The sequence below is a fragment of the Nocardia nepalensis genome, assembly GCF_048910785.1.
Classification (GTDB): Bacteria; Actinomycetota; Actinomycetes; order Mycobacteriales; family Mycobacteriaceae; genus Nocardia; species Nocardia nepalensis.
This window is the reverse complement of sequence record NZ_JBKBET010000035.1, coordinates 17575-44567: the sequence shown is the minus strand read 5'-3', so window position 1 is coordinate 44567 and position 26993 is coordinate 17575. Positions and strand designations below refer to the sequence as shown.

At 66.2% G+C, this 26993-nt stretch carries 22 protein-coding genes and 1 pseudogene; 13 read left to right on the top strand and 10 right to left on the bottom strand.

The window, feature by feature from the left end; all coding sequences use genetic code 11:
* Positions 1–61: 61 nt before the first annotated feature.
* The 3 genes from ACHQ4I_RS28795 to pruA all read right to left on the bottom strand — a co-directional run bounded on the left by ACHQ4I_RS28795 (position 62) and on the right by pruA (position 4263).
* A complete protein-coding gene (locus ACHQ4I_RS28795) occupies positions 62–1495 on the bottom strand; it encodes an amino acid permease (protein WP_420775006.1) in 1434 nt (477 codons plus the stop codon).
* A gap of 165 nt (positions 1496–1660) precedes the next feature.
* Positions 1661–2617 (bottom strand): proline dehydrogenase family protein, encoded by a 957-nt coding sequence (locus tag ACHQ4I_RS28790; RefSeq protein ID WP_420775005.1) that lies wholly within the window; start codon positions 2615–2617, stop codon positions 1661–1663.
* Entirely contained in the window at positions 2617–4263 is a 1647-nt protein-coding gene (pruA, locus tag ACHQ4I_RS28785; protein WP_420775004.1) for an L-glutamate gamma-semialdehyde dehydrogenase, read from the bottom strand. The genes ACHQ4I_RS28790 and pruA overlap by 1 nt, the downstream gene beginning before the upstream one ends.
* A gap of 140 nt (positions 4264–4403) precedes the next feature.
* Between pruA and ACHQ4I_RS28780 the strand changes: the two are divergent.
* Positions 4404–5618 (top strand): annotated as a pseudogene (locus ACHQ4I_RS28780) (PucR family transcriptional regulator); the annotation flags it as partial.
* A 53-nt stretch (positions 5619–5671) separates the two neighbouring features.
* Here ACHQ4I_RS28780 and ACHQ4I_RS28775 read toward each other — a convergent pair.
* Entirely contained in the window at positions 5672–6250 is a 579-nt protein-coding gene (locus ACHQ4I_RS28775) for a hypothetical protein (protein WP_420775003.1), read from the bottom strand.
* A gap of 107 nt (positions 6251–6357) precedes the next feature.
* Positions 6358–8406, bottom strand: coding sequence for an alkyl/aryl-sulfatase (locus ACHQ4I_RS28770; protein ID WP_420775002.1), 2049 nt, complete (start codon positions 8404–8406; stop codon positions 6358–6360).
* 126 nt (positions 8407–8532) lie between these two features.
* On the opposite strand from ACHQ4I_RS28770, the gene ACHQ4I_RS28765 reads away from it, so the two are divergent.
* Positions 8533–9120, top strand: coding sequence for a TetR family transcriptional regulator (locus ACHQ4I_RS28765; protein WP_420775001.1), 588 nt, complete (start codon positions 8533–8535; stop codon positions 9118–9120).
* A 96-nt stretch (positions 9121–9216) separates the two neighbouring features.
* On the opposite strand, the gene ACHQ4I_RS28760 is transcribed toward ACHQ4I_RS28765, so the two are convergent.
* A complete protein-coding gene (locus tag ACHQ4I_RS28760) occupies positions 9217–10782 on the bottom strand; it encodes an amino acid permease (RefSeq protein WP_420775000.1) in 1566 nt (521 codons plus the stop codon).
* A gap of 171 nt (positions 10783–10953) precedes the next feature.
* Between ACHQ4I_RS28760 and ACHQ4I_RS28755 the strand changes: the two genes are divergently transcribed.
* The gene (locus tag ACHQ4I_RS28755) at positions 10954–12483 is read left to right on the top strand and encodes a phytoene desaturase family protein (protein ID WP_420775193.1); all 1530 of its coding nucleotides are present in this window, start codon (positions 10954–10956) and stop codon (positions 12481–12483) included.
* Here the strand turns inward: ACHQ4I_RS28755 and ACHQ4I_RS28750 are convergent, their stop codons facing one another.
* Positions 12484–12735, bottom strand: a complete 252-nt coding sequence (locus ACHQ4I_RS28750) for a glutaredoxin family protein (RefSeq protein WP_420774999.1) — start codon at positions 12733–12735, stop codon at positions 12484–12486. It abuts the gene before it with no gap.
* 121 nt (positions 12736–12856) lie between these two features.
* On the opposite strand from ACHQ4I_RS28750, the gene ACHQ4I_RS28745 reads away from it, so the two are divergent.
* Together ACHQ4I_RS28745 and ACHQ4I_RS28740 are read left to right on the top strand one after the other, a co-directional pair.
* Positions 12857–14080, top strand: a complete 1224-nt coding sequence (locus ACHQ4I_RS28745; RefSeq protein WP_420774998.1) for a cytochrome P450 — start codon at positions 12857–12859, stop codon at positions 14078–14080.
* A 670-nt stretch (positions 14081–14750) separates the two neighbouring features.
* On the top strand, positions 14751–15455 hold the full coding sequence (locus ACHQ4I_RS28740) for a DUF8020 domain-containing protein (RefSeq protein WP_420774997.1): 705 nt from the start codon (positions 14751–14753) through the stop codon (positions 15453–15455).
* Positions 15456–15617: 162 nt separating this feature from the next.
* Here the strand turns inward: ACHQ4I_RS28740 and ACHQ4I_RS28735 are convergent, their stop codons facing one another.
* The gene (locus ACHQ4I_RS28735) at positions 15618–16436 is read right to left on the bottom strand and encodes an NAD(P)H-binding protein (protein WP_420774996.1); all 819 of its coding nucleotides are present in this window, start codon (positions 16434–16436) and stop codon (positions 15618–15620) included.
* Between the two features lie 81 nt (positions 16437–16517).
* On the opposite strand from ACHQ4I_RS28735, the gene ACHQ4I_RS28730 reads away from it, so the two are divergent.
* The 4 genes from ACHQ4I_RS28730 to cynS all read left to right on the top strand — a co-directional run bounded on the left by ACHQ4I_RS28730 (position 16518) and on the right by cynS (position 18814).
* Entirely contained in the window at positions 16518–16907 is a 390-nt protein-coding gene (locus ACHQ4I_RS28730) for a winged helix-turn-helix transcriptional regulator (RefSeq protein ID WP_420774995.1), read from the top strand.
* Positions 16908–17064: 157 nt separating this feature from the next.
* Entirely contained in the window at positions 17065–17970 is a 906-nt protein-coding gene (locus tag ACHQ4I_RS28725; RefSeq protein ID WP_420774994.1) for a LysR family transcriptional regulator, read from the top strand.
* A gap of 148 nt (positions 17971–18118) precedes the next feature.
* Positions 18119–18304, top strand: a complete 186-nt coding sequence (dmpI, locus tag ACHQ4I_RS28720) for a 4-oxalocrotonate tautomerase DmpI (protein WP_420774993.1) — start codon at positions 18119–18121, stop codon at positions 18302–18304.
* Positions 18305–18367: 63 nt separating this feature from the next.
* Positions 18368–18814, top strand: a complete 447-nt coding sequence (cynS, locus tag ACHQ4I_RS28715; protein ID WP_420774992.1) for a cyanase — start codon at positions 18368–18370, stop codon at positions 18812–18814.
* Position 18815: 1 nt separating this feature from the next.
* Here the strand turns inward: cynS and ACHQ4I_RS28710 are convergent, their stop codons facing one another.
* Entirely contained in the window at positions 18816–20141 is a 1326-nt protein-coding gene (locus ACHQ4I_RS28710) for a family 1 glycosylhydrolase (protein ID WP_420774991.1), read from the bottom strand.
* Between the two features lie 195 nt (positions 20142–20336).
* A complete protein-coding gene (locus ACHQ4I_RS28705; RefSeq protein WP_420774990.1) occupies positions 20337–21119 on the bottom strand; it encodes an IclR family transcriptional regulator in 783 nt (260 codons plus the stop codon).
* An 86-nt stretch (positions 21120–21205) separates the two neighbouring features.
* Between ACHQ4I_RS28705 and hutH the strand changes: the two genes are divergently transcribed.
* Genes hutH through ACHQ4I_RS28685 form a run of 4 tightly spaced genes read left to right on the top strand, consistent with a single transcriptional unit; the run spans position 21206 to position 26969 of the window.
* Positions 21206–22753 (top strand): histidine ammonia-lyase, encoded by a 1548-nt coding sequence (gene hutH, locus ACHQ4I_RS28700; protein ID WP_420774989.1) that lies wholly within the window; start codon positions 21206–21208, stop codon positions 22751–22753.
* Between the two features lie 30 nt (positions 22754–22783).
* Entirely contained in the window at positions 22784–24436 is a 1653-nt protein-coding gene (hutU, locus tag ACHQ4I_RS28695) for a urocanate hydratase (RefSeq protein WP_420774988.1), read from the top strand.
* Positions 24433–25647 (top strand): allantoate amidohydrolase, encoded by a 1215-nt coding sequence (locus tag ACHQ4I_RS28690; RefSeq protein WP_420774987.1) that lies wholly within the window; start codon positions 24433–24435, stop codon positions 25645–25647. Before hutU ends, ACHQ4I_RS28690 begins: the two co-directional genes overlap by 4 nt.
* Positions 25644–26969: a formimidoylglutamate deiminase gene (locus ACHQ4I_RS28685; RefSeq protein WP_420774986.1), complete on the top strand. Its 1326-nt coding sequence runs from the start codon at positions 25644–25646 to the stop codon at positions 26967–26969. Before ACHQ4I_RS28690 ends, ACHQ4I_RS28685 begins: the two co-directional genes overlap by 4 nt.
* The last annotated feature ends 24 nt before the right edge of the window (positions 26970–26993 follow it).

The following is a 26993-nucleotide window of genomic DNA, read 5'->3' as shown; positions in this document are numbered from 1 at the left end:
CAGAACTGTTGTATAGGTTGGGCGGGTGGCCAATCGGCCACCCGCCCAACCCGATTCGCGCCTACTTCGCCAGCGTGACGTCCGCCCCGTCACGTTCCAGCTTGGAATGCATCCGCGAGTATCCGAAGTACACGGCGAGCCCGAGCACCAGCCACACCACGAACCGCACCCAGGTCTCCCACGGCAGCGACCAGATCAGGTAGATCGAGAAGCCGATGCCTACCAGCGGCACCACCGGCATGAGCGGCAGCTTGAACGAGCGCGGCTCGTCGGGGCGGGTACGGCGCAGCACCATGACCGCGACCGAGACCACGATGAAGGCCATCAGAATGCCGATATTGGTCAGCTCGGCGACCACGGTGATATCGAGCAGACCGGCCATCGTCGCGGATCCGATGCCGACGATCCAGGTCACCCGGGTCGGCACCTTGCGGACCGGATGGGTCTTGGCGAACCACTCCGGCAGCAGTCCGTCGCGGCTCATGGCGAACCAGACGCGGGTCACGCCGAGCATGAAGGTGAGCACCACGGTGACGATGCCGACGATGGCGCCGATCGCGATGATATTCGCGACGCCGGGCATGCCGACCGATTCGAAGGCGGTGGAGAACCCGCTCGTCGGGCTGATCTCGGTGTACTTCTGCATACCGGTCAGCACCAGGGTGGCCAGCACATACAACACCATCGCGATGGCCAGCGAGTAGATGATCGCCTTGGGCAGATGCTTCTTGCCGTCGGTCGATTCCTCGGCGGCGGTGCTCATCGCGTCATAGCCGAAGACGGCGAAGAAGACGGTGGCCGCACCGGTCCAGACCGCGCCAGCGCCGAAGGGGAAGTACGGGGTGTAGTTGGCGCTGTTGATATGGAAGACGCCGAGCACGATGATCAGCACGACCAATGCGACCTTGATGCCGACCGCGACGGTTTCGAAGCGTCCGACGCTCTTGATGCCGCGCGAGAGCAGCCAGGCGGTGCCCAAACAGAACAGCACCGCGAACACATCGATCACATGGCCCTGTCCGGTGCCGTGCGCGCCCATCATCCAATCGGGCAGCGTGATATCGATCTGTCCGAGCAGGAATTTGAAGTATCCGGAGACGCCGATGGCCACGACTGCCGCGACCGCGACATACTCCAGCAGCAGATCCCAGCCGATGAACCAGCCCGCGATCTCGCCGAGTGAGACGTATCCGTAGGTGTAGGCGGATCCGGCCTTCGGGACCATCCCGGCGAATTCGGCGTAGCACAGCGCCGCACACGCGCTGGCGACGCCGGCGATCAGGAACGAGATGAGCACCGACGGGCCCGTGACAGAGTGCGCGACCGAACCGGCGAGGGCGAAGATGCCCGCGCCGATGATGCCGCCGACGCCGATCGCCGTGAGCTGCCAGAGGCCGAGTGACCGTTTGAGCTGCTCGTCGGCGGGTGTCTCCTCCTCGATCTGCCCGAGGGGTTTGCGGCGCAACATCTGGCTGCGCAACTCCGCGAGGGACATGGATCTTCCTTTCGTCCTCTGCGATACGCGACGGTGCCGTAACGCAGATCACATTCTGAGCAGCACTCAGCTAATCGGACCACACAAGCGCTGTGATCGGCGAGTTGGATAAATAAAGTTCGGCGGCCTTGTCCGACTGAACAGACAAGGCCGCCGAGCGGAGTGTCAGCGCTGGCTGCCGGGACGCAGTGAGCGCAGGAAGAACGCCATATTGGCGGGACGTTCGGCGAGTCGGCGCATGAAGTAGCCGTACCACTGGTCGCCGTAGGGCACGTAGACACGGACATGGCGATCTTCGGAGACCAGGCGGCGCTGCTCGGCGTCGCGAATGCCGTAGAGCATCTGGAATTCGAAATCGTCGGACTTGCGCCGGGTGGCCGTGGCGAATACCCCTGCCGCCTCGATGAGCGCCGGATCGTGCGTGGCGACCATCGGATAACCGTCACCGTTCATCAGCACCCGCAGACAGTCCAGGTAGGACCGGTCGACCTCGGCCCGGCTCTGATACGCCACCGACGCCGGTTCGCGATATGCGCCCTTGCACAGGCGAATTCGCGATCCAGGGCCCGAGAAATCCCGGCAGTCCGCTTCGGTGCGCCGCAGATATGCCTGCAGTACGGTGCCGAGCGACGGGAAGTCGGCGCGCAACTCCCGCACGATCGACAGGGTCGAATCGGTGGTGGTGTGATCCTCGGCATCGATGGTCACCAGCACGCCCGCATCCGCCGCGGCCGCGCAGATCTGGTGGGCGTGCTCGCGGGCGATCGCGTGACCGTCCTTGGGCAGGGATTGGCCGAGTGCCGAGAGCTTGAGCGAAACCTCCAGCGGCCCAAGCGATCCGGCGTCCGAACCGCGCAGCAGCGATAGCAGCGCCATATAGTGCGACACCGTGGTGCGCGCCTGCTCGATATCGGTGGTGTCCTCGCCGAGATAGTCGACGGTGATGTAGCGGCCCGAGCCCAGCAGAGTTTCGACGGCCGCCACCGCATTCGGCTCGGATTCACCCGCGACGAAGCGGTCCACCAGCTTCTTGGTGGTCGACATCCGCGTGACGGTGCGCTCCATCCGCGGCGACCGCGAGGCCGCGAGCATGGCGGGGCGCAGCAGAGCGGAGATGGCCATCAGTTCTCCTCCGGTGCCTGGTGCGGGTAGGTGTGCTCGGTCGGCGGGACGAAGGTCTCCTTGATGGTGCGGGCGGAGGTCCAGCGCAGCAGATTCTGCGGCGAGCCCGCCTTGTCATTGGTGCCCGACGCGCGGGACCCGCCGAAGGGCTGCTGGCCGACGACCGCGCCGGTGGGCTTGTCGTTGATGTAGAAGTTGCCCGCGGTGAATCGCAGACTCGTGGTCGCCTTGGCGACGGCGGCGCGGTCATCGGCGATGATCGACCCGGTCAGGCCGTAGGCCGAACCACCGTCGACCAATTCGAGGGCCGACTCGAAGGATCCGGCGACCGAATCGTCGTAGACGTGGATCGCGAGAATCGGGCCGAAGTATTCGGTGCTGAAGGCCTCGTCGGTGGGATCGTCGCCGAGCAGAACGGTCGGGTCGACGAAGTATCCGACGGTGTCGTCGGTATGTCCGCCGGCCGCGATGGTGAGGCCCTGGGTGGCCTTGGCTCGGGCGATGGCATCGGCATTGCGGTCGAAGGCGCGCTGATCGATGACCGCGCCGCCGAAATGCGCGAAGTCGGTGACATCGCCGTAGCTCAGCGTGCCGACCTTATCGATGAGATCGCGGCCCATCTTGGCCCACACCGACTTCGGAATGAAGGCGCGCGAGGCGGCCGAACACTTCTGGCCCTGGTAGTCGAAGGCGCCGCGGATCAGCGCCGTGGTCAGCACATCCGGGTCCGCGGAGCTGTGCGCCAGCACGAAATCCTTGCCGCCGGTCTCACCGACCAAGCGCGGATAGGTGCGGTAGTCGCCGATATTCATCGCGACCGAACGCCACAGATGCTGGAAGGTCCCCGTGGAACCGGTGAAGTGGATGCCGGCCAGCCGCCGGTCGGTCAGCGCGACATCGGAGATCTTCGGTCCCGCGCCGTGCACCATATTGATGACACCGGGCGGCAGACCGGCGGCCTCCAGTAGTTTCATCGTCCAATACGCGGCCACCGCCTGGGTCGGCGATGGCTTCCAGAGCACGGTATTGCCCATCAGCGCTGGCGCGGTCGGCAGATTGCCCGCGATCGCGGTGAAATTGAACGGAGTGATCGCATAGATGAAGCCCTCGAGCGGGCGGTATTCGACCTTGTTCCACACACCAGCGGTCGAGATCGGCTGGTCGGCCAGGATCTGCCGGGCGAAATGCACATTGAAGCGCCAGAAGTCGACCAGTTCGCAGGGTGCGTCGATCTCGGCCTGGTACGCGGTCTTGGACTGCCCCAACATGGTTGCGGCGGCAATGGTTTCCCGCCACGGACCCGACAGCAGATCCGCGGCCCGCAGGAAGATGGCGGCGCGATCCTCGAACGACAGCGCCCGCCAGCCGGGCGCCGCGGCGGTGGCGGCGGCGATCGCGTCCTGGACATCGCGGGCCTCGGCCGTGGTGAGGGTGCCGAGTACGGCGCCGTGGTTGTGCGGCTGCACGATATCGATGCTCTTGCCCGAGGTGCGCCGATGTTCGCCGCCGATGACATGGTGGATCTCGGTCGGCGTTGCGGCGAGTTCGGACAGTTTCGCCCGCAGGCGGGCGCGTTCGGCGCTACCCGGGGCGAAGGTGCCGACCGGCTCGTTGACCGGCCGCGGGGTGGACACGATGGCGTCCATGAGTCCTCCTTGCTGGTATATGACGGTGAGCCGAAGTCAACACGGCAAAACTGCCCGCAGAATCGGACAAGCGGACAAAGATGGGATGACCGTATTGGCGAGTCGTATGAAAGTGGGCAGTGGTCGTGGCTAGGGAAGGTGAGTTGGTCGCCGCGGACCTGGACCTGTTCGGACTGGCGCAAATGGTCGCCCAGAACGCGGGCGGGATGGTCTCCATCGAGGACCCGCAATCGCATGTGCTGGCGTATTCGGCGTCGGATCAGGCGGCCGACCAACTGCGGGTGCTGTCCATCCTCGGTCGCGAGGGGCCGCGCGACTATCTGCGCGTACTGCGCAAATGGGGGGTCTTCGATCGGCTGCGCGGAACCGACGATGTCATCGATATCCCGGCGCATGAGGAGCTGAACATCAAGCGCCGCTTGGTGGTGAGCATCCGTGCGCACGACGAGGGGAGTGCGCCGCGGGTGCTCGGCGCGATCTGGCTGCAACAGGGCGATCGTCCGTTCAAACCGGATGCCGCGGAGATCCTGCGCGGTGCGTCGGCCATCGCCGCCCGGCTGATCTCGCGCAGCCTGGACGCGCCCTCCAGTGAGGCACTGCTGATCCAACGGCTGTTCGGGACCGGCGGCGGCAGCGCCGATGTGCCCGCGCTCGCGAGTGCGTTGCATCTGCCGCTGACCGGTCCGGCCGCGGTGGTCGGATTCGCGCTGACACCGGGTGAGCACGCGCCGTCGCCAGGAACGCTCGGCAATATGCTGCGCTTGCGCGCCAGTTCATTTCGCGGTGATTCGGTGACCACTATGCTCGGCGACCGGGTCTATGTGTTGCTGCCGCAGTACCGATCCGCGCAGGCGGTGTCCGCGTGGACCCGCCAGCTGGTCGACCAGCTCGAAGCCAAGCGCGCGCTCGAATTGCGCGCCGCCATCGCCTGTCCCATTCCCGATCTATCGCGGGTCGCCGGTGCGCGCGCCGAGGTGGACCGGGTGCTCGACAGCACCGCGGCGACCTACCCGAAAGGCCGGGTGACCACGCTCGACGAAGCGCGCACCGCGGTGCTGCTCGGCGAAATCCTCGACCTTGTCGGTGACCGGCCGGAACTGCACGATCCGCGGCTGCGCAAACTGCTCGACTACGACCGGAAACACTCCGCGAATCTGCGCGAGAGCGTCGAGACCTATCTGCGCGAACACGGCGATGTGCGCAATGCCGCGACGGCACTGCAGGTGCACCCGAACACGCTGCGCTACCGGATCCGCCGCGTCGAGGACATCATCGGGATGGACCTCACCGATCCGGCCGACCGCCTGCTGCTCGAACTCCAACTCGCACTGCACAGTCGTCGATCGCCCGATTAGTCGGCTCGCCGCGAGCGATGATTATGTGCCGATGGCAAGTCGGCGGACGCCGATCATTCGCGGATCCAGGGGAAGGTGAAGCCCAGCTGCTGATGTAGCGCTTCTGCCTGCTGGGGCGTGGTGAGGACCATGATGCTGTCGTAGCCGCGGTGTGGCTTGCGTTCGAAGTCGACGTATTGCCATGAGCGGGGGTCGTCGTCGTGGGCGGTCTCGGCGATGGCCTCACACGCCGCGCCCTGGTCATAGTAGTCCTCCGCGAAGTGCTCGGCCGTGATGGACACGAGCTTGCCATTTCGTTCGAACTCCAAACGATCGAGGCGGCCGTCCTCGAAATCGCCTTCGCCCTCGACGATCCGAACATTGGTGATGGTGACTTTGCCGCCGGCGACCTTGGCGGCCCTTGCCAGCAGGCTCTGGTAGCCGTAGTAGATGGAGTCGATGTCATCGGCATGGACCGAGACCGCCACGCCGAACCTTTCGAAGGCACGAGCCGCGCTGTAGTGGTCCATTACCTCGTTTGCGTAGCGTGCGACGTCCTCGAGGACACTGTGCATCTTCTCCGCGGACACCATGCCGATCTGGTGCAGGCTCCTGCCCATTCGCGTGTAGGTGATCGATGAAGACTTCGTCATGGGAGACGATCGTGTCAAAGGGCGGAGATACCTGTCGCCTCTGATGCTTTCTGGGCCAAGAGGATCAGTGACGATCGCGAGTGGGTTTGCCGACCATGTGCCACTCGTCAGGGAGTGACGATCGCGAAGTTCGGATCGGGGCGGTCGAAGAGGCCGTTGAGCTTCTGCAGGGCAGCGAGATTACCGTCGATCTTGATGTCGCCCTTGACGATTGCGTCCGGGACGCTGCCTCCGGCGAGCATGGTGCGGGCGAATGTGGCACGGGTCAGCGTGAGGGTGGCGTCGGGGGCGGGCAGACCGTCGTCGGGGGTGCGCGGGTAGTGGATCAGTGCGCCGTTGCGCAATTCGACGCGCTCGGTGTGGTTGTCGGCATCGGTGAAGCGCCAATCGGTGGTGGCCCTGACATCCCAGGCCTTGGGGCCGTTGACGAATAGTGAGATGGCGTCGAAGGCTTGGTCGACGGTCAAGGCCGCCAGCATGCCCTGTGCATTGGCCTTGGTGGGGGTGCCGAACGGTCCGTTGCGCAGTTCATGGGCGCCGCTGAGGTAGAAGTTGCGCCAGGTGGCGTTCTCCGCGCCGTAGGCGAGTTGTTCGAAGGCGCTGGCCTGCAAGTGCTTTGCCTTGGTGTTGTCCGGATCGGCGAAGATCACGTAATTCACCAGTTGCGCGACCCAGCGGTAATCGCCTGCGTCATAAGCCTTTTGCGCCTTCTTCAGCACCTCTTTCGCGCCGCCCATGGCATCGACGTGCCGCTTGGCCGATTCGACAGGCGGATGTTCCCACAGGTGTGCCGGATTGCCGTCGAACCAGCCCATGTAGCGCTGGTAGATGGCCTTGACGTTATGGCTGACCGAACCGTAGTAGCCGCGGGTGGACCACTCCTTCGTGATCGCGGGCGGCAGCTGCAGCATCTCGGCGATCTCGCTGCCGACATGGCCCTGGTTGAGCAGGCGCAGCGTCTGATCGTTGAGGTAGGCGTACAGATCTCGTTGTACCGCAAGGAATTCCACGATCCGTTCGGTGCCCCGGACGGGCCAGTGGTGGGAGGAGAAGACCAGGTCGGCGTTGCGGCCGTAGCGGTTGATCGACTCGGTGAGGTAGCGCGACCACACGTGCGGGTCGCGCACCAGCGCGCCGCGCAGCGTGAGGATGTTGTGCAGGGTGTGGGTGGCGTTCTCGGCCATACACAGAATGCGGCGGTCCGGAAAGTAGAAGTTCATCTCCGACGGCGCCTCGGTGCCCGGCGTCAGCTGGAACACAATGCGCACGCCGTCGACGATCTCCTCCTGGCCGGAGCGGGTGATATCGACGGTCGGTTCGATGAGGGTGGTGGTGCCGGTCGAGGTGGTCTGGCCGAGGCCCGCGCCGACCTGCCCCTTCGGCCCGCGCGGCAGGGCCGCGCCGTACATATAGGCGGCACGCCGCGCCATCGCGGTGCCCGCGTAGATGTTCTCGGCGATCGCGTGTTCGAGGAATCCGGACGGCGCGAGCACCGGGCAGCGGCCCGCCGCGACCTCCTCGACGGTGGTGACGCCGAGCGCGCCGCCGAAATGGTCGACGTGGGCATGGGAATAGATCAGGCCGGTGACCGGGCGATTGCCGCGATGGGCGCGGTAGAGCGCGAGTCCGGCGGCCGCGGTCTCGGTCGAGATCAGCGGGTCGATGACGACGACGCCGGTATTGCCTTCGACCAATGTCATATTCGACAGGTCGACACCGCGGATCTGATAGAAGCCCGGGGCGATTTCGTACAGGCCTTGCTTAACCGTCAGCTGGGACTGCCGCCACAGGCTCGGATGCACCGACAGCGGACAGGAATCGCGCAGGAAGCCGTAGGAGTCGGTGTCCCACACCACCTTTCCGCTGGCATCGGTGACCACGCCGGGCTCGAGCGAAGCGATCCAGCCGCGATCGGCGTCGGCGAAATCGGTGGTGTCGGCGAAGGGCAGCGTCGCGGCGGCCTGCCTATTGGCATCGGCGATGTGATCGCTGGGATCGGTGGGTTCGGTGGCGGGGTCGACCTCGTCCGAGTCGCCGCAGGCGGTGAGACCGACGCCGACGCCCGCCGCCGCGAGTGCCGCCGCTCCGACGCCGAATACCCCGCGGCGCGATACCCGCGGCGTCCGGTTGCCGTCGTTGTCCTGGTGCTCGACCATCGCCTCTCCTGTCCATCCTAGGCAGCGACACCGTAACCGCTATTGCAGTGAGACTGCAATAGCGCAGGTATCGTGGCTGGTGTGGCCGCAGATTTTCCCTTGGTGTCACTGTGATCGGATACAGGCATGAGTGAGAGCACTGCGGGGGCCCGACGCAGGCGCAATCCGGAACAGACCCGCGCCGCGATCATCGCCGCCCTGCTCGAGGCGATTCACGACGGCGAACTCGATCCGACCGGTAAGCGCATCGCGGCCAGGGCCGGGGTCTCCGAGCGCAGTGTCTTCGTGCACTTTCCGGGCCGCGACGACCTGCGGATCGCGGTCGTGCAGGTGCAATCGGAACGGGTCGAGGCGCTGATCGCGACGCCGGATCCGCAACTGCCGCTGGCCGATCGCATCGATGCGGTGGTGGGCCAGAGCGAGGCGATCTTCGAGCTGCAGCGCAATCCCCGGCTGCTCGGTCTGCTCGAATCGCATACCGTCGCGGGTGTGGATGCGCGAATGCGATTGACCGACAGGCGTATCCGCGACGCACTGGCCCGCGCGTTCGCACCGGAACTGACCGTCGACGGCGGCATCGACGAGGAACTGCTCGATCTCGTCGACGCCGCCGTCGGCTGGCCCACCCGGCATCACCTTGTCGATCGGCGCGGCCGATCGCAGGCCGAGGCATCCGCGGCGATCCGCCGGGCATTGTTCGCGCTACTGGGTTGATACTGCGACCGCACAAGGCCGACATCAGTCGAACAATGCGTCGAGGTCGGGTCGCGCAGGAATACTCCGCGTGACCGAATGTCCGTCAGTGCGGTATCAAGCGTTGGCCGGGGCCTCGGCCTCCGGTTCGGGCGGCGCGTCCTCGATTTCGACGGTGCGCTTGGGTCCGGTGAACCAGCGCTTGGCCGATACCGCCCACCAGATGCCGATCGCACCGACCACACCGACCAAGGTGATCGGCGCGTAATTGACGGTGTTCCAGGTGAATTCGCTGTTCCACGGATAGCCGCGGTCATCGGTCGGCAGAATGAACAGCACGCTGATCAATACGATCCAGACCAGGGCGATCACACCGATCGGGCGATACCAGGGACCGAGTTGCCAAGGGCCGGTGTGGAATCGGCTGCCGTGCAGCTGGCGCAGCAGAATCGGGATGCCATAGGCGATATAGAGGCCGATGGTGGCGACCGAGGTGGCCGCGGCGTAGGCGGTCGGCGCATTCGCCGCGGGCACCAGCATCGACGGAATCAACAGCACGAACGAGAAGAACGAGATGAACAACACGGCGTGCACCGGCACCTTGCGGGCCGAAAGTCTGGACCAGTAGGCCGATCCCGGCACCGCACCGTCGCGGGAGAATGCGAACAGCATGCGCGAGGCCGAGGTGACGGAGGCATAGCCGCAGAAAAGCTGGGCGATCGCGGCGATGATCAGCAGCAGACCCGACCAGAACGAATTCAGCGAATTCTCCAGGATATAGATGACCGGATAGCCGCTGTTCTTGTCCGGATCCAGCGCGTCGTCGAGATTCGGAATGGCGAACGTCACCGCCATGATGAGCAGATATCCGGCAACGGCCGAGACGACGATGGTATTGATGATGCCTTTCGCCGCGGTGCGCGCCGCGTCGTGCGTCTCCTCCGACATATGTGCCGACGCGTCGTATCCGGTGAAAGTGTATTGCGCGTGCAGCAATCCGAGCAGGAAGCTGAACGCCACTCCACCGAAGCCGACCGCGCTATTGTCGACGGTCTCGGTGAACACGAAGCCGACGCTCTGATGATGGCTCGCGCCGAAACCCAGCACGATGACGAAGATCGCCACACCGCCGACATGCCACCAGGCCGAGACATTGTTGATCACGGCGGACAGATGCGGCCCGATCGCATTGAGTACGGCATGCAGGATGAGGATCGCGGTGAAGACGAGAAAGATTGCGGTGCGGTCGGTTCCGATATCGATGCCGATGACGTTCAGCACCGCGGTGGTGAAGATCGCCGCGCCGTAGTCGATGGCGGCGGTCACCGCGATCTGGCCGATCAGGTTGAACCACCCGGTGAACCAGCCCCAGACCGGGCCGCCCAACTCGGACGCCCACCAGTACAGGCCGCCGGAAGTCGGGTAGGCCGACGCCAATTCGGCCATTGCCAAGCCGACGAACAACACCATCACCGAGACCAGCGGCCAGCCCCAGGCCATGGTGATGGGACCGCCGTTGGCCAGCCCGATACCGTAACTGGCCAAGCCGCCGGTCAGGATCGAGACGATGGTGAAACTGATGGCGAAGTTGGAGAATCCGGACCAGGATCTGGCCAGTTCCTGTTTGTAGCCGAGTTCGGCGAGGCGACGTTCGTCGTCGGATGGTGCATTGGCTTCGGTCATGATCGCTCCCGGGTGAAAACGCTGCCCTCATACGGCGTTTGCCAGAAGCTAAGTCTGAAGTGAGTCCTGGTCAATCGCAGGAGAATATGGAAACCCGGCCGTAATCCCCGCGCAATCGCATGCCGCCACCGCAATCTCCGGAATCCGTGATAGGTAGGACAGATGAAACCGATGCGCTCCTCCTATGACGTGGTAGTGGTCGGCGGTGGCCATAACGGGTTGGTGGCCGCCGCGTATCTGGCGCGGGCCGGGCGTTCGGTGCTGGTGCTGGAGCGGCAGGATCACACCGGTGGGGCCGCGGTCTCGGCACGGGTGTTTCCGGGTGTCGATGCGCGGGTGTCGCGGTATTCGTATCTGGTGAGTCTGCTGCCGCGGCAGATCGTCGAGGAGTTGGGGTTGCGGTTCGCGACGCGGCGTCGGCGGATTTCGTCGTATACGCCGGTCGGGGATGGCGGATTATTGGTCGACACCGGTTCCGAGGCTCGGACCAGGGAGAGTTTTGTGAGGCTCACCGGATCCGATCGTGATTTCCGGGCTTGGCAGCAGTTCTATGGCGCGACCGGTCGACTCGCGCAACGGGTGTTCCCCACACTGACCCAACCGCTGCCGTCGCGGTCCGCGCTCGAGCGGGTTGTCGATGATCCCGCCACCTGGGCGGCCCTGTTCGAGCGGCCGCTGGGGGAGACGGTCGAGTCGACCTTCACCGATGACACCGTGCGCGGCGTCGTACTCACCGACGCGCTCATCGGGACCTTCACCCACGCGCACGATCCGAGCCTGCGACAGAACCGCTGCTTCCTCTACCACGTGATCGGCGGCGGCACCGGCGACTGGGATGTGCCGATCGGCGGTATGGGCGCGCTCACCGACGCGCTCGCCGATGCCGCCCGCTCCGCGGGAGCGGAGCTGATCACCGGCTGTGCGGTGACCGAGGTCGAATCCGACGATGTCACGGCGGAGGTGCGCTATCGGGACGGTGTCGTCGGCGCGCGGCATGTGCTGGTGAATGCCGCACCGTACGAGCTCGCTCAGCTGCTCGGCATACCGGGGGAGCCGAAACCCGAAGGCGCCCAGGTGAAGGTGAATATGGTGCTACGGCGGCTACCGCGGCTGCGCGACCCGTCGACCGATCCGGGCGAGGCGTTCGCCGGGACATTCCATATCGCCGAATCGTATTCGCAACTGGAGCAGGCCTATCGTGAGGCCGCGGCGGGTCGGATACCGTCCGCGCCGCCCTCGGAGATCTACTGCCACACCCTGACCGATCCCTCGATCCTCGCGCCCGACTCCGGTCTGCACACCCTCACCTTGTTCGGATTACACACTCCGGCACGGCTTTTCGAGACCGATCCGGAAGCCGCGAAGACAACGGCGGTGAAAGCGGCACTCGCACAATTGGATGCGGTACTCGCCGAACCGCTCGCCGACTGCCTCGCTGTGGACGAGAACGGCGGGCCCTGCATCGAGGCGAAATCTCCGGTCGATCTGGAGCGCGAAGTCGGTCTCCCCGGCGGCCACATCTTCCATCGAGATCTGGCCTTTCCCTACAGCTCCGCTGACGTCGATACCGCCGCCGCCCGTTGGGGTGTGGCCACCGATGTCCCGAATGTCTTCCTCTGTGGTGCGGGTGCGGTGCGCGGTGGCGGAGTCAGCGGTATCCCGGGCCACAATGCCGCCATGGCGGTGCTCGAAACGCGGTAACTACGGCGTCGCGGTCAGCACCGCGCGGATTTCGTCGACGCTGGGATTGACCAGGGACTGGCCGCGGACGATGACCGTCGGGGTGATCTCGTCGCCACCGGTGATCGCGCGGACCGCTGCTGCCGCATCGGGATTCTTGATGGGAATCGTCCGGAACGGTATGCCCGCGCGGCGCAGGCCGATGCCCAGTCGAATGCAGTACGGGCAGAAGGTGCGCCAGTAGATGGTGATCGGTTCGGTGGTTTCTGACATTGGTTCCGTCCCTGCGGTGCCGGCCTTTCGGGCTCATCCGAGAATACCGTGCGTCGCCAAAGCAATCCGTTGCTCGGGTGCGGCGCGGTAGCGTCGAGCGGAAGGAGTTCTGGAGGGCCGGATGGACGGAATGGACCTGACGGACCTGGATCGGTTCGCACACGGGTTCCCGCACGAGGTGTTCGATGTGCTGCGCCGGGAGGCGCCCGTCCGGTGGCATCCGCCGACCGAGCACACGCCGGACGGCGAGGGGTTCTGGGTGGTCAGCGGGTATGCGGAGGTGCTGGCGGCGGCCGGGGACGCCGCGGCGTTCTCCTCGGAGACCGGCGGTGCGCGGGCGGGCGGCGGGACGCTGATCGAGGATCTGCCGGGGGAGTGGGCGGCCGGGGTGCTGCTCAACATGATGGACGAGCCACGGCATGCGCGGTTACGGCGTTTGCTCACACCGAGTGTCGCGCCGCGGACGTTGCGCATGATCGAACAGGACCTGCGTCGGCGCGCCGAGACGGTCGTCGACGCGGCGCTGGCGAAGGGCGACTGCGACTTTCTGGTCGACTTGGCGGCGGAATTGCCGCTGCAGGCAGTCGCCCAATTACTCGGGGTGCCGCAGGCCGATCGCCATCGGCTCTTCGGGTGGGCGAATACCACTCTCGACTACGACGACCGGGACCTCGGCGAGGTCACCGAACGCACGCAGCGCGCGAGCGCCGAAATGCATAGCTACGGTGCGGAATTGCTGGCCCGCAAACGCGCCGACCCCGCCGACGACCTGCTCTCCCGCGCCGCCACGGCCACCATCGACGACCAGCCGCTCACCGAGCTCGAGCAACAGATGCTCTTCAGCCTGCTGATCGCCGCGGGCAGTGAAACAACCCGCAACTCCATCGCACTCGGCATGCACGCCCTCATCGACCATCCCGAGGCATGGAAAGCCCTGTGCGAAAACCGTTCTCACCTCCCCGCCGCCATCGAGGAAATGCTGCGCTGGGCCTCCTCCACCCCCTACAACCGCCGCACTGCCACCCGGGACACAACCCTCGGGGGCCGGCAAATCCGCGCGGGCGAAAAGGTCACCCTCTGGTGGGCCTCCGCCAATCGCGACGCATCCATCTTCGCGAACCCCTACAAATTCACCATCACCCGCCGCCCCAACCCCCACCTGGCCTTCGGCCGAGGCACCCACTTCTGCCTGGGCGCTGCGCTCGCCCGCATGGAAATGCTGGTCGTCTTCGACGCGCTGTTGGACCGGGTGGCCAGCGTAGAGCTAACGGCCCCAATAGAATTCACCCGCAGCAACAAGCACACGGGAGTCCGTCACATGCCCGTTCGGCTGGTGCCCCGCTAGCGTTGGATACGGATCCGTTCGCTACTTCGCGCGTAGTCGGCCGAGGCCGTGTTGTTGTGTGGTCACGCGGCGAACTCCAGTGCCTGCTGCGCGAGCCCGATGATCTCCTCTCGGGTGGTTTCGTCCCGCGCAATACCGGATGCACGGCTCGCGGACCTCGAGAAGGCGGATTCGGTCGGTCTCGAGTCGTTGCGGGCTGGTGGCGCTGCGCTCGATCAGCTTTGCCGCTTCTTCCAGCGCCGTTCCCATCTGCTGCCGGATGTTGCGTAGGTGGCGGCCGAGCTGTCGGCGCGGGAGTGCGCTGCCTGTGTCCGATATGTGTGCGCCCCCACTAATGAGTCCAGTGATTTGGATTTCGCATGACCGTCTCGCGTGTGGCGTCTCCGCTCGGGTGTTCCGTGGCGATTTTCGCCGGAGGACTCGCGTTTGCCCAGGATTGATCCCGATTGTGGCGCTCGGGAATTCCCGCGTACGGCGTCCCTTGCCTGGCGGTGGCGTCGGCCGTGCGCAGGTGAGGGTGGCTTTGTGATGTGGATCATATTAGAGGGGTCTGTTGCATGAGTCACATAGCAATCGATGAGCAAACATTAACGATTGGGTAATCCTGCGTTTGCATGCTGCGGTTTTTATGGGGTTGCTTCCGCAGCCCACCCCGTTAGGAATCCAAAGCATGTTGATGAGGAAATTTGCCGCGACCTCCGCGCTGTTGATCGCGGCACTCGGTGCGACCGCTGGAACCGTGTACGCCGCACCCGAGTCCGATAACGGCGCCGTGAACTACACCGCCACCACCACCCCGACCTCGACCATCATCAAGACCGATTCCGGTTCGCTGGTCGACGAGAACGGCGTCTTCAAGATCAAGGCTGTCGACGGCACCACCCTCGCGGGCACCGAATTGTCCTTCCGGGTGGACGACTACGTCTTCCCGATCGCCGCGGATATCAACGATCACACCGCGACGCTGACCCCGCAGTTCGATATGGCGCACGCGGCCTACAAGCCGGTCGCGCTGCCCTTTGAAGACAAGGCCCCGTGGAAGTCCGAATACGACCGTGAGCAGGCCGCCTTCAACCGCATGAAGGACACCATCGCCATGGGCGCCACCATCGGCACCCTGGTCGGCGGTCTCGGCGGCGGCGCCATCGGCTGCGTCCTCGGCGGCGTCGCGGGCGCGACCGTCGCCGCGGCCACCATTGTCGGCCTGTTCGGTCCCTTCCTCCCCGCCGCCGCGGTCGGCTGCATCGCCGGCATCATCGCCGTCGGCGCGCTCGGCACCCTGGCTGGCCAGATCTTCATCACCGCACCGGTCGCCATCGCCGCCGCGGTCCAGTACTTCACCACGACCAACCAGCCCTTCGCGGCACCGAAGTAAGCTCGGCAGATAGAACTCGGCGGGCGCTCGAACGGAGCGCTCGCCGATTTCTTTTGTGCCCGATGGCTACCGGGCATTCCGTGTCGAGACCGGGCGCAGGGGGCCCGGTCTCGACCCAGAGTGCCCGGTACCGCATGGGAATGCGGATAAGTGGTGATCGGTTCATCTGAAGGCTGCGATGTGGCGTGCTGCCCAGTCGGCGAAGGGGTGAGGCGGGCGGGCGAGGAGACGTTCGACATCTGGACTGACGGACCGCTCGGCGGTGGTGGGTGTTCCCAGAGCGTCGAGAGTGGCCTCGACTACCGGCTCCGGCATGTATCCGAGCATCTGGGTCCGTGCCTGCTCACGGCTCTGTTCCTGGAATCGCACCGGCTCGCCCAGCGCGTCCCCGATCGCCGCGGCTTGTTGCCGGGGTGAGATCGGTTCCGGACCGGTCAGCGTATAGATCGCGCCTTCGTGACCCGGCTCGAGCAGCGCGACCGCAGCGACCTCGGCGATGTCGACGGGGTCGATGGCCGGCACCGCGACATCGCCGAACGGCGCCACAACCACTCGCTCTCTGCGAACCGAATCCGCCCACTGCAGCGCATTGGAGTCGAAGTTGCCCGGGCGCAGCATGGTCCATTCCATATCCGACTGCCGCACAGCATCTTCCAGGTGTGCGGAGTGACGCTTCGTACCGACTCCGTGGGACGACAGCAACACGATCCGTCGAATGCCGGACTCCCGCACGACCTTCACGACCTGACCGAGATCGCCGTTCGCCATGAAGTCAGGGGCGGTCAGCACGAATAGCGCTGCTGCGCCGCGGAGCGCGGGTTCGAGGCTTTCCGGCTCGGCCAAGTCGGCTCGGACGGACCGAACCCCGGCAGGTGCTTCGACCGCTCGGCGCGATACAGCGGTCACTGGTGCGCCCGCGTTCACCAGGGTCTGCACGAGTGGCCGTCCAACGTTCCCGGTAGCTCCGGTCACCACGATCATCTTCGTCTCCTGTCACTCGATGAGTTCCCGGGACGTTACTGTCGAAAAGACAGTAGATACCTACGGGAAAGTGACACTGAAGTGATCGAGATCACCGAAGATGTGCCTCCGGAGCTGGCGTGTCCGATCGCTCCGGTGGTCGATGTCGTCTTCAGCCGGTGGACCACACCAATTCTGTGGACGCTGAACACCTTTGGGCGGCAACGGTTCGTTGAGCTGGAACGCCGCATCACCACGATCACGTCCAAGGTGCTGACCCAGCGGCTGCGCCAACTCGAACGTGACGGGCTCATCGAACGCACCTATTACCCCGAGGTTCCACCGCGGGTGGAATACGAGATCACCGAATTGGGGCGCAGCCTCGCACCCCTGTTCGCCGCGCTCGCCGAATGGGCGGTCAACCTCGACAAAGTCGAACAGGCCCGAGACGAATACGACGCTCGCCCGCAGACACCCCGCCATAGAAGCTGACGGGTAAGACGTCGACACCGATCCGACCAACCCGCCAAATGACAGGGCCGTGAGAACCCCAGCGCCAGTGTGGCGAATCGCGGCCAGCGATGTGCGCGTTGGTCGCGGCGGCTGGTTTCATGGATCGACCGGACCGCTGAATCGAGGAGCTCGCACTGTGGAGCTGCGCCAATTGCGCTATTTCGTCACTGTGGCCGAGGAACTGCACTTCGGGCGGGCGGCGCAGCGACTGCATATCGCGCAACCGGCGGTGAGTCAGCAGGTGCAGCGGCTGGAGCGCGAGTTGAAGGTCCAGTTGCTGGACAGATCGCCGCGGCGGGTGCGGTTGACCGAGGCCGGGCATCGGTTTCTGCCAGCGGCCAGAAATGTGTTGATGGCGGCGGATCAGGCGCGGGCATCGGTGGCGGAGTTGGCCGGTGGGCGGGCGGAGGTGTTCCGGCTCGGCACGGTGACCGGGCTCGGCGCGCGGCTGGACAACATTCTGGATGCCTTTGCCGAGCGTCTGCCCCATGTCCAGGTGGAGCTGGTCACCTTGCCGGTGCGTGAGCGATTGGCGCAGGTGGCCGACGGTCGATTGGATGCCGCATTCGTGCGCGCGCCTGCCGTCGAGGACACTCCCGACTTGGAGTATCTGCGCGCATGGGATGACCCGCTCGTCGCGGCGCTGCCCGCGCGGCATCCGCTGGCCGCGCACGAGACCGTGCGATTGGCCGATCTGGCGTCGATTCCGCTGCGGTTGACCGGTCGGCGCAATCATCCGGCGCTGGTGGATCTGGTGTTGACGGCTTGTCAGCGCGCGGGTTTCGAGCCCGTTCCGGCACCGACCGCCACAACCCTGCAGGACAATTTGGCCTCGATCGGAACCGCGGCGGCGATGTGGACGGTGATCTACGCCGCCAATGCCGATCAAGTGCACAACTCCCGGGTGGTCTTCCGTCCGTTCGCTGATAGCGGCATGAGCCTGCCGGTCGCAGTGGCCCTGCGGGCGGGGACGGTTTCGCCGAGTTCGGAGTTGTTGCGGGTGCTCATCTCGGCCGAAATCCAACTCGACCTCTCACGATAAGGTCGCGTTATCACTGCGCGAATGAACTGCCCCTTGGTCGACGATCTTCGTTCGGGTGAACTGATCACAGGCCGCCGAACAACCCGGAACCCGTAGCGGAAAGCCAGGATGCGGTCTGTCCCAACCCTTTTCAGTGAGGAGATCAGTCATGCCCATCGTCACCGTGCAGCAGGGTCCGCGCACCGTCGAGCTCAAGCGGGACCTGGTTCGCCGGATCACCGAGGCCTTCGTCGACACCCTCCAAGTTCCGGCCGAGACCGTGCAGGTCTGGATCCAGGAGTACCCCGCCGACAGCTGGGGTGCGGCCGGTCAGCTGACCGCCGATAAGAAATAGCGGCCGCGAGTCCTCCGGTGCGCTCGCGTCGACAGCGCCGACGGCCTCCTCTACCGTGCACCTATGACGACGAAGAAGCAGGCGGGAGACGCGGTGTTGGCCGCGAAGGCGCGACTGGGCCTGACCTGGGCGCAGCTCGCGCAACTGCTCGACGCGCCGGAGGCGTGGACCGTCGCCGCGCTGCTCGGGCAGCACCCGCTCAGCGCCGCGCAAGCCGAGAAGGCCGCGGGAATACTGGAGCTCGGGCCCGAGGAGATCGCGGCCTTCATCGCGCAACCCACCCGCGGCGCACTGGACGCGGCGGTGCCGACCGATCCGACCATCTACCGCTTCTACGAGGTGCTACAGGTGTACGGCCCGGCGATCAAGGAATTGATCCACGAGAAATTCGGCGACGGCATCATGAGCGCCATCAATTTCAAAATCGACGTCGATCGCCGCGACGACCCCGGGGGCGAGCGGGTCGTCGTCACACTGGACGGAAAATACCTGAAATACCAGTGGGGCTGAGTCAGTCGGGGACGATAACCGACTCGTTGCAGCTGTCGGGCGGATCGACCAGTGCGCACTCGACCGGGGGCCGGGTCGGACGGTAACCGGCCGGAACGCCGCCCGACTGAATGATGCTCCGGTAGGCGTCGACCGCGTCGGTGGGTCGCCGGGTCAGCGTGGGGTCGGTGCGCACGTCAACGGTGTAGAGGCCGAAACGCGGTGTGTAGCTGCCCCATTCGTAGTTATCGGTGAGGCTCCAGTAGTTGTAGCCGACGACATTGATGCCGTCGGCCTTGGCGCGCTGGAGCCAGTAGACGGTGTCGCGGAGATGGTCGGAGCGGGTGTAGCCGTCGGCACGCGGTTTACCGTCCTCGGTCGGCATGCCGTTCTCCACGACATACAGTGGGCGATCGGGAAACAGCTCCGCGTAGTGGCGCAGTGCGTAGTAGATGCCCTCGGTGTGAATGGGCAGTTCCCAGATCGCCGGACCCTCGTTCGAACCGCCCTGCACCGCCTTGCTCGTCTCCGGCAACGGGGCGAAATAGTAGTCGACGCCGATGAAGTCGAGCTTATCCGCGATCCGGTCCACGATCGGCTGATTCACCTCGGTTTCGGCGCCCGCGACATAGCCGAGGTTGCTGGTGACCTGCGCATCGGGCATGTTGTGGTGGATGGTGTCGTAGATCGCGTTGTGCGCCTGGGCGATTCGGTCCAGCATCGCGGGCGCCTCGGCGGGAGTGATGGCCCCGATGCGCATCTCGGTACCGATGTAAGCGGCGGGTTCATTGAACGTGATCCACAGCGGATTGCGAGAGGCATAGCGGTTCACCACCTTTCGCATATTGACCAGCCAATCCTCGACCATGCCCGGATTGCGCCAGCCGCCTCGATCGGCGGCCCAGCCGGGATAGACCCAGTGATCCAGGGTGAGCATCGGCCGCATGCCGGCGGCGAGGATGCGCGCTATCACGTTGTCGTAGAAGCCGAATGCCGCCTCGTCCCAGGTATCGGGCTGCGGCTGCACCCGAGCCCATTCGATCCCGATCCGGTACACGCGGACCCCGAGGCGGGCGGCGAGGTTGATATCGGAGATGTAGCGCTTGTAGAAGTCGACGGAATTCTCGTAGTCGTCCCCGGCCATACCGGAATCGATGTAGCGGGTCCAATTGCTGTCCGGCGCATGGCCTTCGGACTGGAAGCCGGATGACGCTACGCCCCAGAGGAATTCATGGCCGAACGGCGCGATGGTGGCCTGCGCGCTTGGCATGGCGACACCGTGCAGCAGCAGCGCGGCCGCGATCATGGCGAGCCCGGCGAGGGCGCGCCGGCGCAGCGGTGTTCGCATCGAACTCCTGTCCCCATCCGGCACTGTTCGGTCGAGCGTCACCGGTGGAGCGCCGCCCCGGTCGGTGACTGTCAGCGTAACCGTCGGATAGCTGAATCCCGTGCTATGTGCCGGAGTGTCGTGAATGCTGTCGAAATTGACTGGTTAGACGTCAGACCACATCGATTGCCCTCTATTCGCGTACCGCTCTGCCCGTCAGCTGACCCGCCCACCGATGCGGCGGGTGAGATCGTCTGCGGTGGACCGCACCTGGGCGGCGAGATCGCTCCAATCGGCGTCACAGGGCGAATGCTCGCAGTGATGCCGCAGCGTCACGCTGATAGCCGCGATCGGCCGATGGTCGTGATCGAAGGCCGAGTAGGCGACCGAGGCGAATCCGGCGGTGACATGTCCGTCCTCGCTCGCCCAGCCACGACGGCGCTCAGCGGCGAGGATGCCACGCAGTGCGGCGAGGCTGGTCGGCCCACGGTCGGTGCGGCGCACGAATGCCGCCGCCGATGGGAACAGCGCTCGCACATGAGCGGCGGGCAGATGCGCCAGGATCGCCCGGCCCGATGCGGTGAGCTGCGCGGGCAATCGGACGCCGACATCGGTCACCAAGGTCTCGGGGCGCGGCGGGCGTTCCTTGATCAGGTACAGCAACTCGTTGCCGTGCAGTATCCCGAGGTGCGCATTGTGTCCGACCCGTCCGGCCAGCTCACGCAGCAACGGTCCGGCGACCCGCTCCAGCGGCTCGTGGCGCAGATAGGCCGAACCCAATTCGAAGGCGGCGATACCGAGGCCGTAGCGCCGCTCGGCGGGCAGCCTGGTGACGAAGCGGGCCTGCTCCAACTCCGCGAGCAGGTGATACGTGGTGGAGCGCGGGATATCCAACTCGCGCGCGATGGCGGAGGCGGACACCGGCCCCGCCCGGGTCGCCATCAGCTGCAGCACGGCGAGACCGCGCCGCAGCGCGGGAATATCGCTGCTCGTACCCATGCCTCTTCCTCGGACTGTCTCGGATACCAGACAGAACCTGGCCCAGCCTCATTCTGCACCCGTCCTCGTGGCGGTGGAATAGCCCTATGCCGGAAACCACGCAGTTACCGCCAGTGGAGGTCGACGGGCCGCTGACGGTCGAACGCATCGTCGCCGTCGCCCGTCGCGGCGCCGGGGTGCGCTTCAACGCGGCCGCCGAGAAGCGGCTGGCCCACGCGCGCCAGCACGTCGACGCGCTTGCCGCGGGGACGGTGCCGACCTACGGCGTCTCCACCGGCTTCGGCGCGCTGGCCACCCGGCACATTCCGCCGGAGAGCCGGGCCGCGCTGCAGCGGTCGCTGATCCGCTCGCATGCCGCGGGCGCGGGCGCGGCGGTCGAGACCGAGGTGGTGCGCGCCATGATGCTGTTGCGGCTGCGCACCCTGGCCACCGGGCATACCGGGGTGCGGCCGGAGACCGCGATCACGTTGGCGGCGTTGATCAATGCGGGCATTACCCCGGTGGTGCACGAATTCGGCTCGCTCGGCTGCTCCGGTGATCTCGCGCCATTGGCCGCGGTCGCGCTGGCGCTGATGGGGGAGGGCGAGGTCACCGACTCCTCCGGCAACCTCGTCACGGCCGCAGAAGCCTTGCGTGCCAAGGCGATCGAGCCGGTGATCCTTGCCGAGAAGGAAGGGCTCGCGCTCACCAACGGCACCGACGGCATGCTCGGCATGCTGGCGCTGGCCATCAACGACCTGCGCGACCTGCTGGATGTCGCCGATATCACCGCCGCCATGAGCGTGGAGGCATTGCTCGGCACCGACCGGGTCTTCGCCGAGGATCTGCAGGCGTTGCGCCCGCATCCGGGCCAGGCGGTCTCCGCGCGGCGCATGGCGGCCGCGCTCGCGGGTTCGGATATCGTCGCCAGCCACCGGGGGCCGGACTGCAACCGGGTGCAGGATGCGTATTCGTTGCGCTGCGCACCGCAGGTGCACGGGGCCGCCCGCGACACTCTCGCCCATGCCCAAATGGTCGCCGATCGGGAAATGGCCTCGGCGATCGACAATCCCGTGGTCCTCGCCGACGGCAGACTGGAATCCAACGGCAACTTCCACGGTGCTCCGGTGGCGTATGTGCTCGATTTCCTTGCCATTCCGGTCGCCGATGTCGCGAGCATGGCCGAGCGTCGCACCGACCGAATACTGGATGTCGCACGCTCACATGGTCTTCCGGCCTTCCTCGCCGCCGATCCCGGTGTCGACTCGGGTCATATGATCGCCCAGTACACACAGGCGGGCATCGTCAGCGAGCTCAAACGCCTCGCCATGCCAGCCTCGGTGGATTCGATCCCGAGCAGCGCGATGCAGGAAGACCATGTGTCGATGGGATGGTCGGCCGCGCGCAAATTGCGCAGAGCCGTCGAGGGACTGACCACCGTGCTCGCCGTCGAATACCTCACGGCCGCACGGGCTCTGGATTTGCGGGCACCGCTGCGTCCGGGACCGGCCACCGCGGCGGCCCTCGCCCTGCTCCGCACGGAGGTCGAAGGTCCGGGACCGGACCGGCACATGGCACCGGAGATCGCCGCCGCGAGAGAACTCATCCGCTCCGGCCAGTTGCTGGCCGCCGTCGCGCCACACCTCGGCTCCTGACGGGCCTTTCGTTGATATGGAGGCAATTTGATGACACGGACGATTCGGGCGGCGCGCGGGTCGCATTTGACGGCCAAGAATTGGCAGGCCGAGGCCGCGCTGCGGATGCTGCACAACAACCTCGATCCGGAAGTGGCCGAGCGCCCGCAGGATCTGGTGGTGTACGGCGGCACCGGTAAGGCCGCACGGAATTGGGCCAGCTTCGATGCGATCACCCGGACGCTCACCACGCTCGAGGCCGATGAGACCCTGTTGGTGCAGTCGGGTAAGCCGGTCGGCGTATTCCGTACTCACGAGTGGGCGCCGCGAGTGCTGATCGCCAATTCGAATCTCGTTGGGGACTGGGCGAATTGGCCGGAGTTCCGCAGGCTGGAATCGCTCGGGCTCACCATGTACGGGCAGATGACCGCCGGATCGTGGATCTACATCGGCACCCAGGGCATTCTGCAGGGTACCTACGAGACGTTCGCGGCGGTGGCGGATAAGCGATTCGGCGGCAGCCTCGCCGGAACACTCACCCTCACAGCGGGATTGGGCGGCATGGGCGGTGCGCAGCCGTTGGCCGTCACCATGAACGGCGGCGTCGCCCTTGTCGTCGAATGCGATCCGGCCCGTGCCGAACGACGCGTGCACGACCGCTACCTCGATGAGATCGCCACCGATTTCGACGATGCCGTGCGCCGGGTCACGAAGGCGCGTAGCGAGCGGAAAGCTTTGTCTGTCGGTCTGATCGGCAATGCGTCCGAGGTGCTGCCGCGACTGCTCGCGGCGGGTGTCGAGGTCGATATCGTCACCGACCAGACCTCGGCGCACGATCCCCTCGCCTATCTGCCGCGCGGTGTCGCGCTCGAGGACTGGGCGGACTACGCGGCAAAGAAGCCCGATGAATTCACCGATCGCGCCCGTGAATCCATGGCCGATCATGTCGATGCCATGCTCGGCTTCCTCGATCGCGGCGCCGAGGTCTTCGACTACGGCAACTCGCTGCGCGGTGAGGCGAAACTCGGTGGCTGCGAGCGGGCCTTCGACTTTCCCGGATTCGTGCCCGCCTACATCCGGCCGCTGTTCTGCGAGGGTAAGGGGCCGTTCCGCTGGGCGGCGCTGTCCGGGGATCCGGAGGATATCGCCGCAACCGACCGGGCCATGCTGGAGTTGTTCCCGGAGAACGAATCGCTGCGCCGCTGGATCACCATGGCCGGGGAACGCGTTGCCTTCCAAGGGCTTCCGGCCCGCATCTGCTGGCTCGGCTACGGCGAGCGGCACTTGGCCGGTCTGCGCTTCAACGAGATGGTCGCCAGCGGTGAGCTGAAGGCCCCGGTGGTCATCGGCCGCGACCACCTCGACTCCGGCAGCGTCGCCTCGCCGTATCGCGAAACCGAGGCAATGGCCGATGGATCCGACGCCATCGCGGACTGGCCGCTGCTCAACGCGATGGTCAATACCGCCTCCGGCGCCAGCTGGGTCTCGATCCATCATGGCGGCGGCGTCGGCATGGGCCGCTCCATCCACGCCGGACAGGTCTGCGTCGCCGACGGAACGGCTTTGGCCGGGCAGAAGATCGAGCGTGTGCTCACCAATGACCCTGGTATGGGCGTGATTCGGCATGTGGATGCCGGATATGACCGGGCCAGCGAGGTCGCCAACGAGCGTGGCGTGCGAATCCCGATGTGGGAGAACCAGTGACGGCGCCAGGCGGCGACGCGAACGGACTGCTCGCCGAAATCGCCGATGTGGGTCGGGATTCGCGACGTGGCGGATACTCCCGGCATGCGTACGACCGTGCCGAACTGGAGTTGCGGGAGTGGTTCACCGAGCAGGCGGCTCGGCGCGGCCTGGACGTGACGACCGACCGCAACGGGAACATCTGGGCGTGGTGGGGGCGTCCAGGTTCGGGTGCGGTGGTCACCGGGAGTCATCTGGACTCGGTGCCCGGCGGCGGTGCCTTCGACGGCCCACTCGGGGTTGCGAGCGCGCTGGCCGCCGTGGATATCCTGCGCGCCAGGGGGTTTGTACCCGCGAAGCCGCTCGCGCTACTGGTATTCGCGGAGGAGGAGGGCGGGCGCTTCGGGGTGCCGTGCCTGGGGTCCAGGCTGCTCACCGGCGCCATCGACGCCGATCGCGCCCGTGGACTACGAGACACCGCCGGAATCACCTTCGCCGAGGCCGCGGCAAAGGCGGGGCAGGATCCGGAGCGGTTCGGCGCGGATCCCGATGCGCTGGCCGATATCGGCTGCTTCGTCGAATTGCATGTCGAACAGGGGCGTGGGCTGATCGATCTGGACAGCCCGGTCGCCACCGGAAGCAGCATCATCGCGCACGGGCGCTACCGGTTCTCCTTCACCGGGCAGGGCAATCACGCCGGGGCGACGCGAATGCCCGATCGGCACGACCCGATGCTGCCCGCGGCAGAGGTGATAGCGGCCGCCCGTCGCATTGCCGCCGCCACCGACGATGCCAGGGCCACCGTCGGCAAGCTGATTCCCACACCGGGTGGCACGAATGTCATTGCCTCCACAGTGGATCTGTGGCTGGACGCGCGCATTGCCGGAGCAGGTCGCACCGCCGCGCTTGTCGAGGACATCGCCGGATTCGCGCGGGCGGCCGCGGCCGCCGAGGGCTGCGAGGTCACCGTGACCGAGGAATCCTATTCGGACGACGTGGTATTCGATGCGGCGCTGCGCGACCGAATGGACGGCGTACTCGGCGGGGTTCCCGCCCTACCCACCGGTGCCGGGCACGATGCTGGCGTTCTCGCCGCCCACGTGCCCTCGGGAATGCTCTACGTGCGCAACCCGACCGGCATCAGCCATGCGCCGCAGGAGTACTCCGAACCCGCGGATGTGGACTTCGGTGCCGCGAGCCTGGCTCGCGTGCTGGAGGACTTGGCGAAATGAGCGCGAGGTCTGGTTCGGTGAGCGTCTATTGGGCCGAATTCGCCTGGCTGCCCGATGGTTTGGCGGAACGGGTGCGGATCGACGTGGCCGGGTCGACGATCCGCTCGGTGACGCGGGCGACCGAGCCGAGCGGGACAGTGTTGCGCGGGTTGACCATTCCCGGTTTCGCGAATGCGCATTCCCATGCCTTCCATCGCGCGCTGCGTGGGCGTACCCACCATGGCCGGGGTTCCTTCTGGACGTGGCGAGAACGGATGTACGCCGTCGCCGACCGGCTCGATCCCGACTCCTACTACCGGCTCGCGCGCGCGGTGTACGCGGAGATGGTGCTCGCCGGATACACCACCGTCGGTGAGTTCCACTATCTGCATCACGCGCCCGGCGGGGTGCCGTACGACGATCCGAATGCCATGAGTGCGGCGCTGGCCGCGGCAGCGCAGGACGCCGGGATTCGGCTCACCCTGCTCGACACCTGTTATCTCACCGGCGGATTCGGCCGGAAGCCGGACGAACACCAGCGCCGCTTCAGTGACGGCGATGCGGCGGCCTGGGCCGAGCGCGCCGCCGCGTTCAAACCGGAATCGGAGCTGGTGCGGACCGGTGTGGCCGCGCATTCGGTGCGGGCGGTGCCGCCGGAGGCGCTGGCGGTGGTCGCCGAACAGGCCGACGGGCGGCCGGTGCACGTCCACCTCTCCGAACAGCCCGCCGAGAACAGCGATTGCCTTGCCGCACATGGGCGGACGCCGACCGCGCTGTTGGCCGAGGCCGGATTGCTCGGGCCGGATACCGTGGCCGTGCACGCCACGCACGTCGACGCCGCCGATATCGGTCTACTCGCCGGAGCCCGGGCACGGGCGTGCTTCTGCCCGACCACCGAGCGCGATCTCGGCGACGGCATCGGGCCCGCCCGCGAACTCCTCGATGCCGGAGTTCGCCTGTGCTTGGGCGGCGACAGTCACGCCGTGATCGACGGCTTCGAGGAATGGCGCGCGCTGGAGTTGAACGAACGCCTCGCCTCGCGCACACGCGGACGCTTCGATGTGGCGCAGTTGTTCACTGCGGCAACCGATCACGCGTCGATCGGCTGGCCGGAGGTCGGACGCATCGAGGCGGGTGCCGCGGCCGATCTGGTCACTGTCGACCTCGACTCGATCCGGACCGTGGGCGCCGAACCCGCCGCCGCGCTCTTCGTGGCCACGGCCAGCGATATCCGCGAGGTGCTGATCGCCGGGCGACAGGTGGTTTCCGATGGTCGCCATCTCCTGGTAGCGGAACCCGAACTCGTTCTGCGAGAGGAGATCAGGTCCTTGTCCCCGCCGTGATCTTCACTCGGTACGGAATCCACT

What these genes read in the sequence shown, in the direction of transcription:
- ACHQ4I_RS28740 (WP_420774997.1), top strand. Translation starts at nt 14,751, where the DNA reads ATGTTGATGAGGAAATTTGCCGCGACCTCCGCGCTGTTGATCGCGGCA.
- ACHQ4I_RS28790 (WP_420775005.1), bottom strand. Translation starts at nt 2,617, where the DNA reads ATGGCCATCTCCGCTCTGCTGCGCCCCGCCATGCTCGCGGCCTCGCGG.
- dmpI (WP_420774993.1), top strand. Translation starts at nt 18,119, where the DNA reads ATGCCCATCGTCACCGTGCAGCAGGGTCCGCGCACCGTCGAGCTCAAG.
- hutH (WP_420774989.1), top strand. Translation starts at nt 21,206, where the DNA reads ATGCCGGAAACCACGCAGTTACCGCCAGTGGAGGTCGACGGGCCGCTG.
- ACHQ4I_RS28770 (WP_420775002.1), bottom strand. Translation starts at nt 8,406, where the DNA reads ATGGTCGAGCACCAGGACAACGACGGCAACCGGACGCCGCGGGTATCG.
- ACHQ4I_RS28735 (WP_420774996.1), bottom strand. Translation starts at nt 16,436, where the DNA reads ATGATCGTGGTGACCGGAGCTACCGGGAACGTTGGACGGCCACTCGTG.
- ACHQ4I_RS28755 (WP_420775193.1), top strand. Translation starts at nt 10,954, where the DNA reads ATGCGCTCCTCCTATGACGTGGTAGTGGTCGGCGGTGGCCATAACGGG.
- cynS (WP_420774992.1), top strand. Translation starts at nt 18,368, where the DNA reads ATGACGACGAAGAAGCAGGCGGGAGACGCGGTGTTGGCCGCGAAGGCG.
- hutU (WP_420774988.1), top strand. Translation starts at nt 22,784, where the DNA reads ATGACACGGACGATTCGGGCGGCGCGCGGGTCGCATTTGACGGCCAAG.
- ACHQ4I_RS28795 (WP_420775006.1), bottom strand. Translation starts at nt 1,495, where the DNA reads ATGTCCCTCGCGGAGTTGCGCAGCCAGATGTTGCGCCGCAAACCCCTC.
- ACHQ4I_RS28685 (WP_420774986.1), top strand. Translation starts at nt 25,644, where the DNA reads ATGAGCGCGAGGTCTGGTTCGGTGAGCGTCTATTGGGCCGAATTCGCC.
- ACHQ4I_RS28765 (WP_420775001.1), top strand. Translation starts at nt 8,533, where the DNA reads ATGAGTGAGAGCACTGCGGGGGCCCGACGCAGGCGCAATCCGGAACAG.
- pruA (WP_420775004.1), bottom strand. Translation starts at nt 4,263, where the DNA reads ATGGACGCCATCGTGTCCACCCCGCGGCCGGTCAACGAGCCGGTCGGC.
- ACHQ4I_RS28745 (WP_420774998.1), top strand. Translation starts at nt 12,857, where the DNA reads ATGGACGGAATGGACCTGACGGACCTGGATCGGTTCGCACACGGGTTC.
- ACHQ4I_RS28775 (WP_420775003.1), bottom strand. Translation starts at nt 6,250, where the DNA reads ATGACGAAGTCTTCATCGATCACCTACACGCGAATGGGCAGGAGCCTG.
- ACHQ4I_RS28760 (WP_420775000.1), bottom strand. Translation starts at nt 10,782, where the DNA reads ATGACCGAAGCCAATGCACCATCCGACGACGAACGTCGCCTCGCCGAA.
- ACHQ4I_RS28705 (WP_420774990.1), bottom strand. Translation starts at nt 21,119, where the DNA reads ATGGGTACGAGCAGCGATATTCCCGCGCTGCGGCGCGGTCTCGCCGTG.
- ACHQ4I_RS28710 (WP_420774991.1), bottom strand. Translation starts at nt 20,141, where the DNA reads ATGCGAACACCGCTGCGCCGGCGCGCCCTCGCCGGGCTCGCCATGATC.
- ACHQ4I_RS28750 (WP_420774999.1), bottom strand. Translation starts at nt 12,735, where the DNA reads ATGTCAGAAACCACCGAACCGATCACCATCTACTGGCGCACCTTCTGC.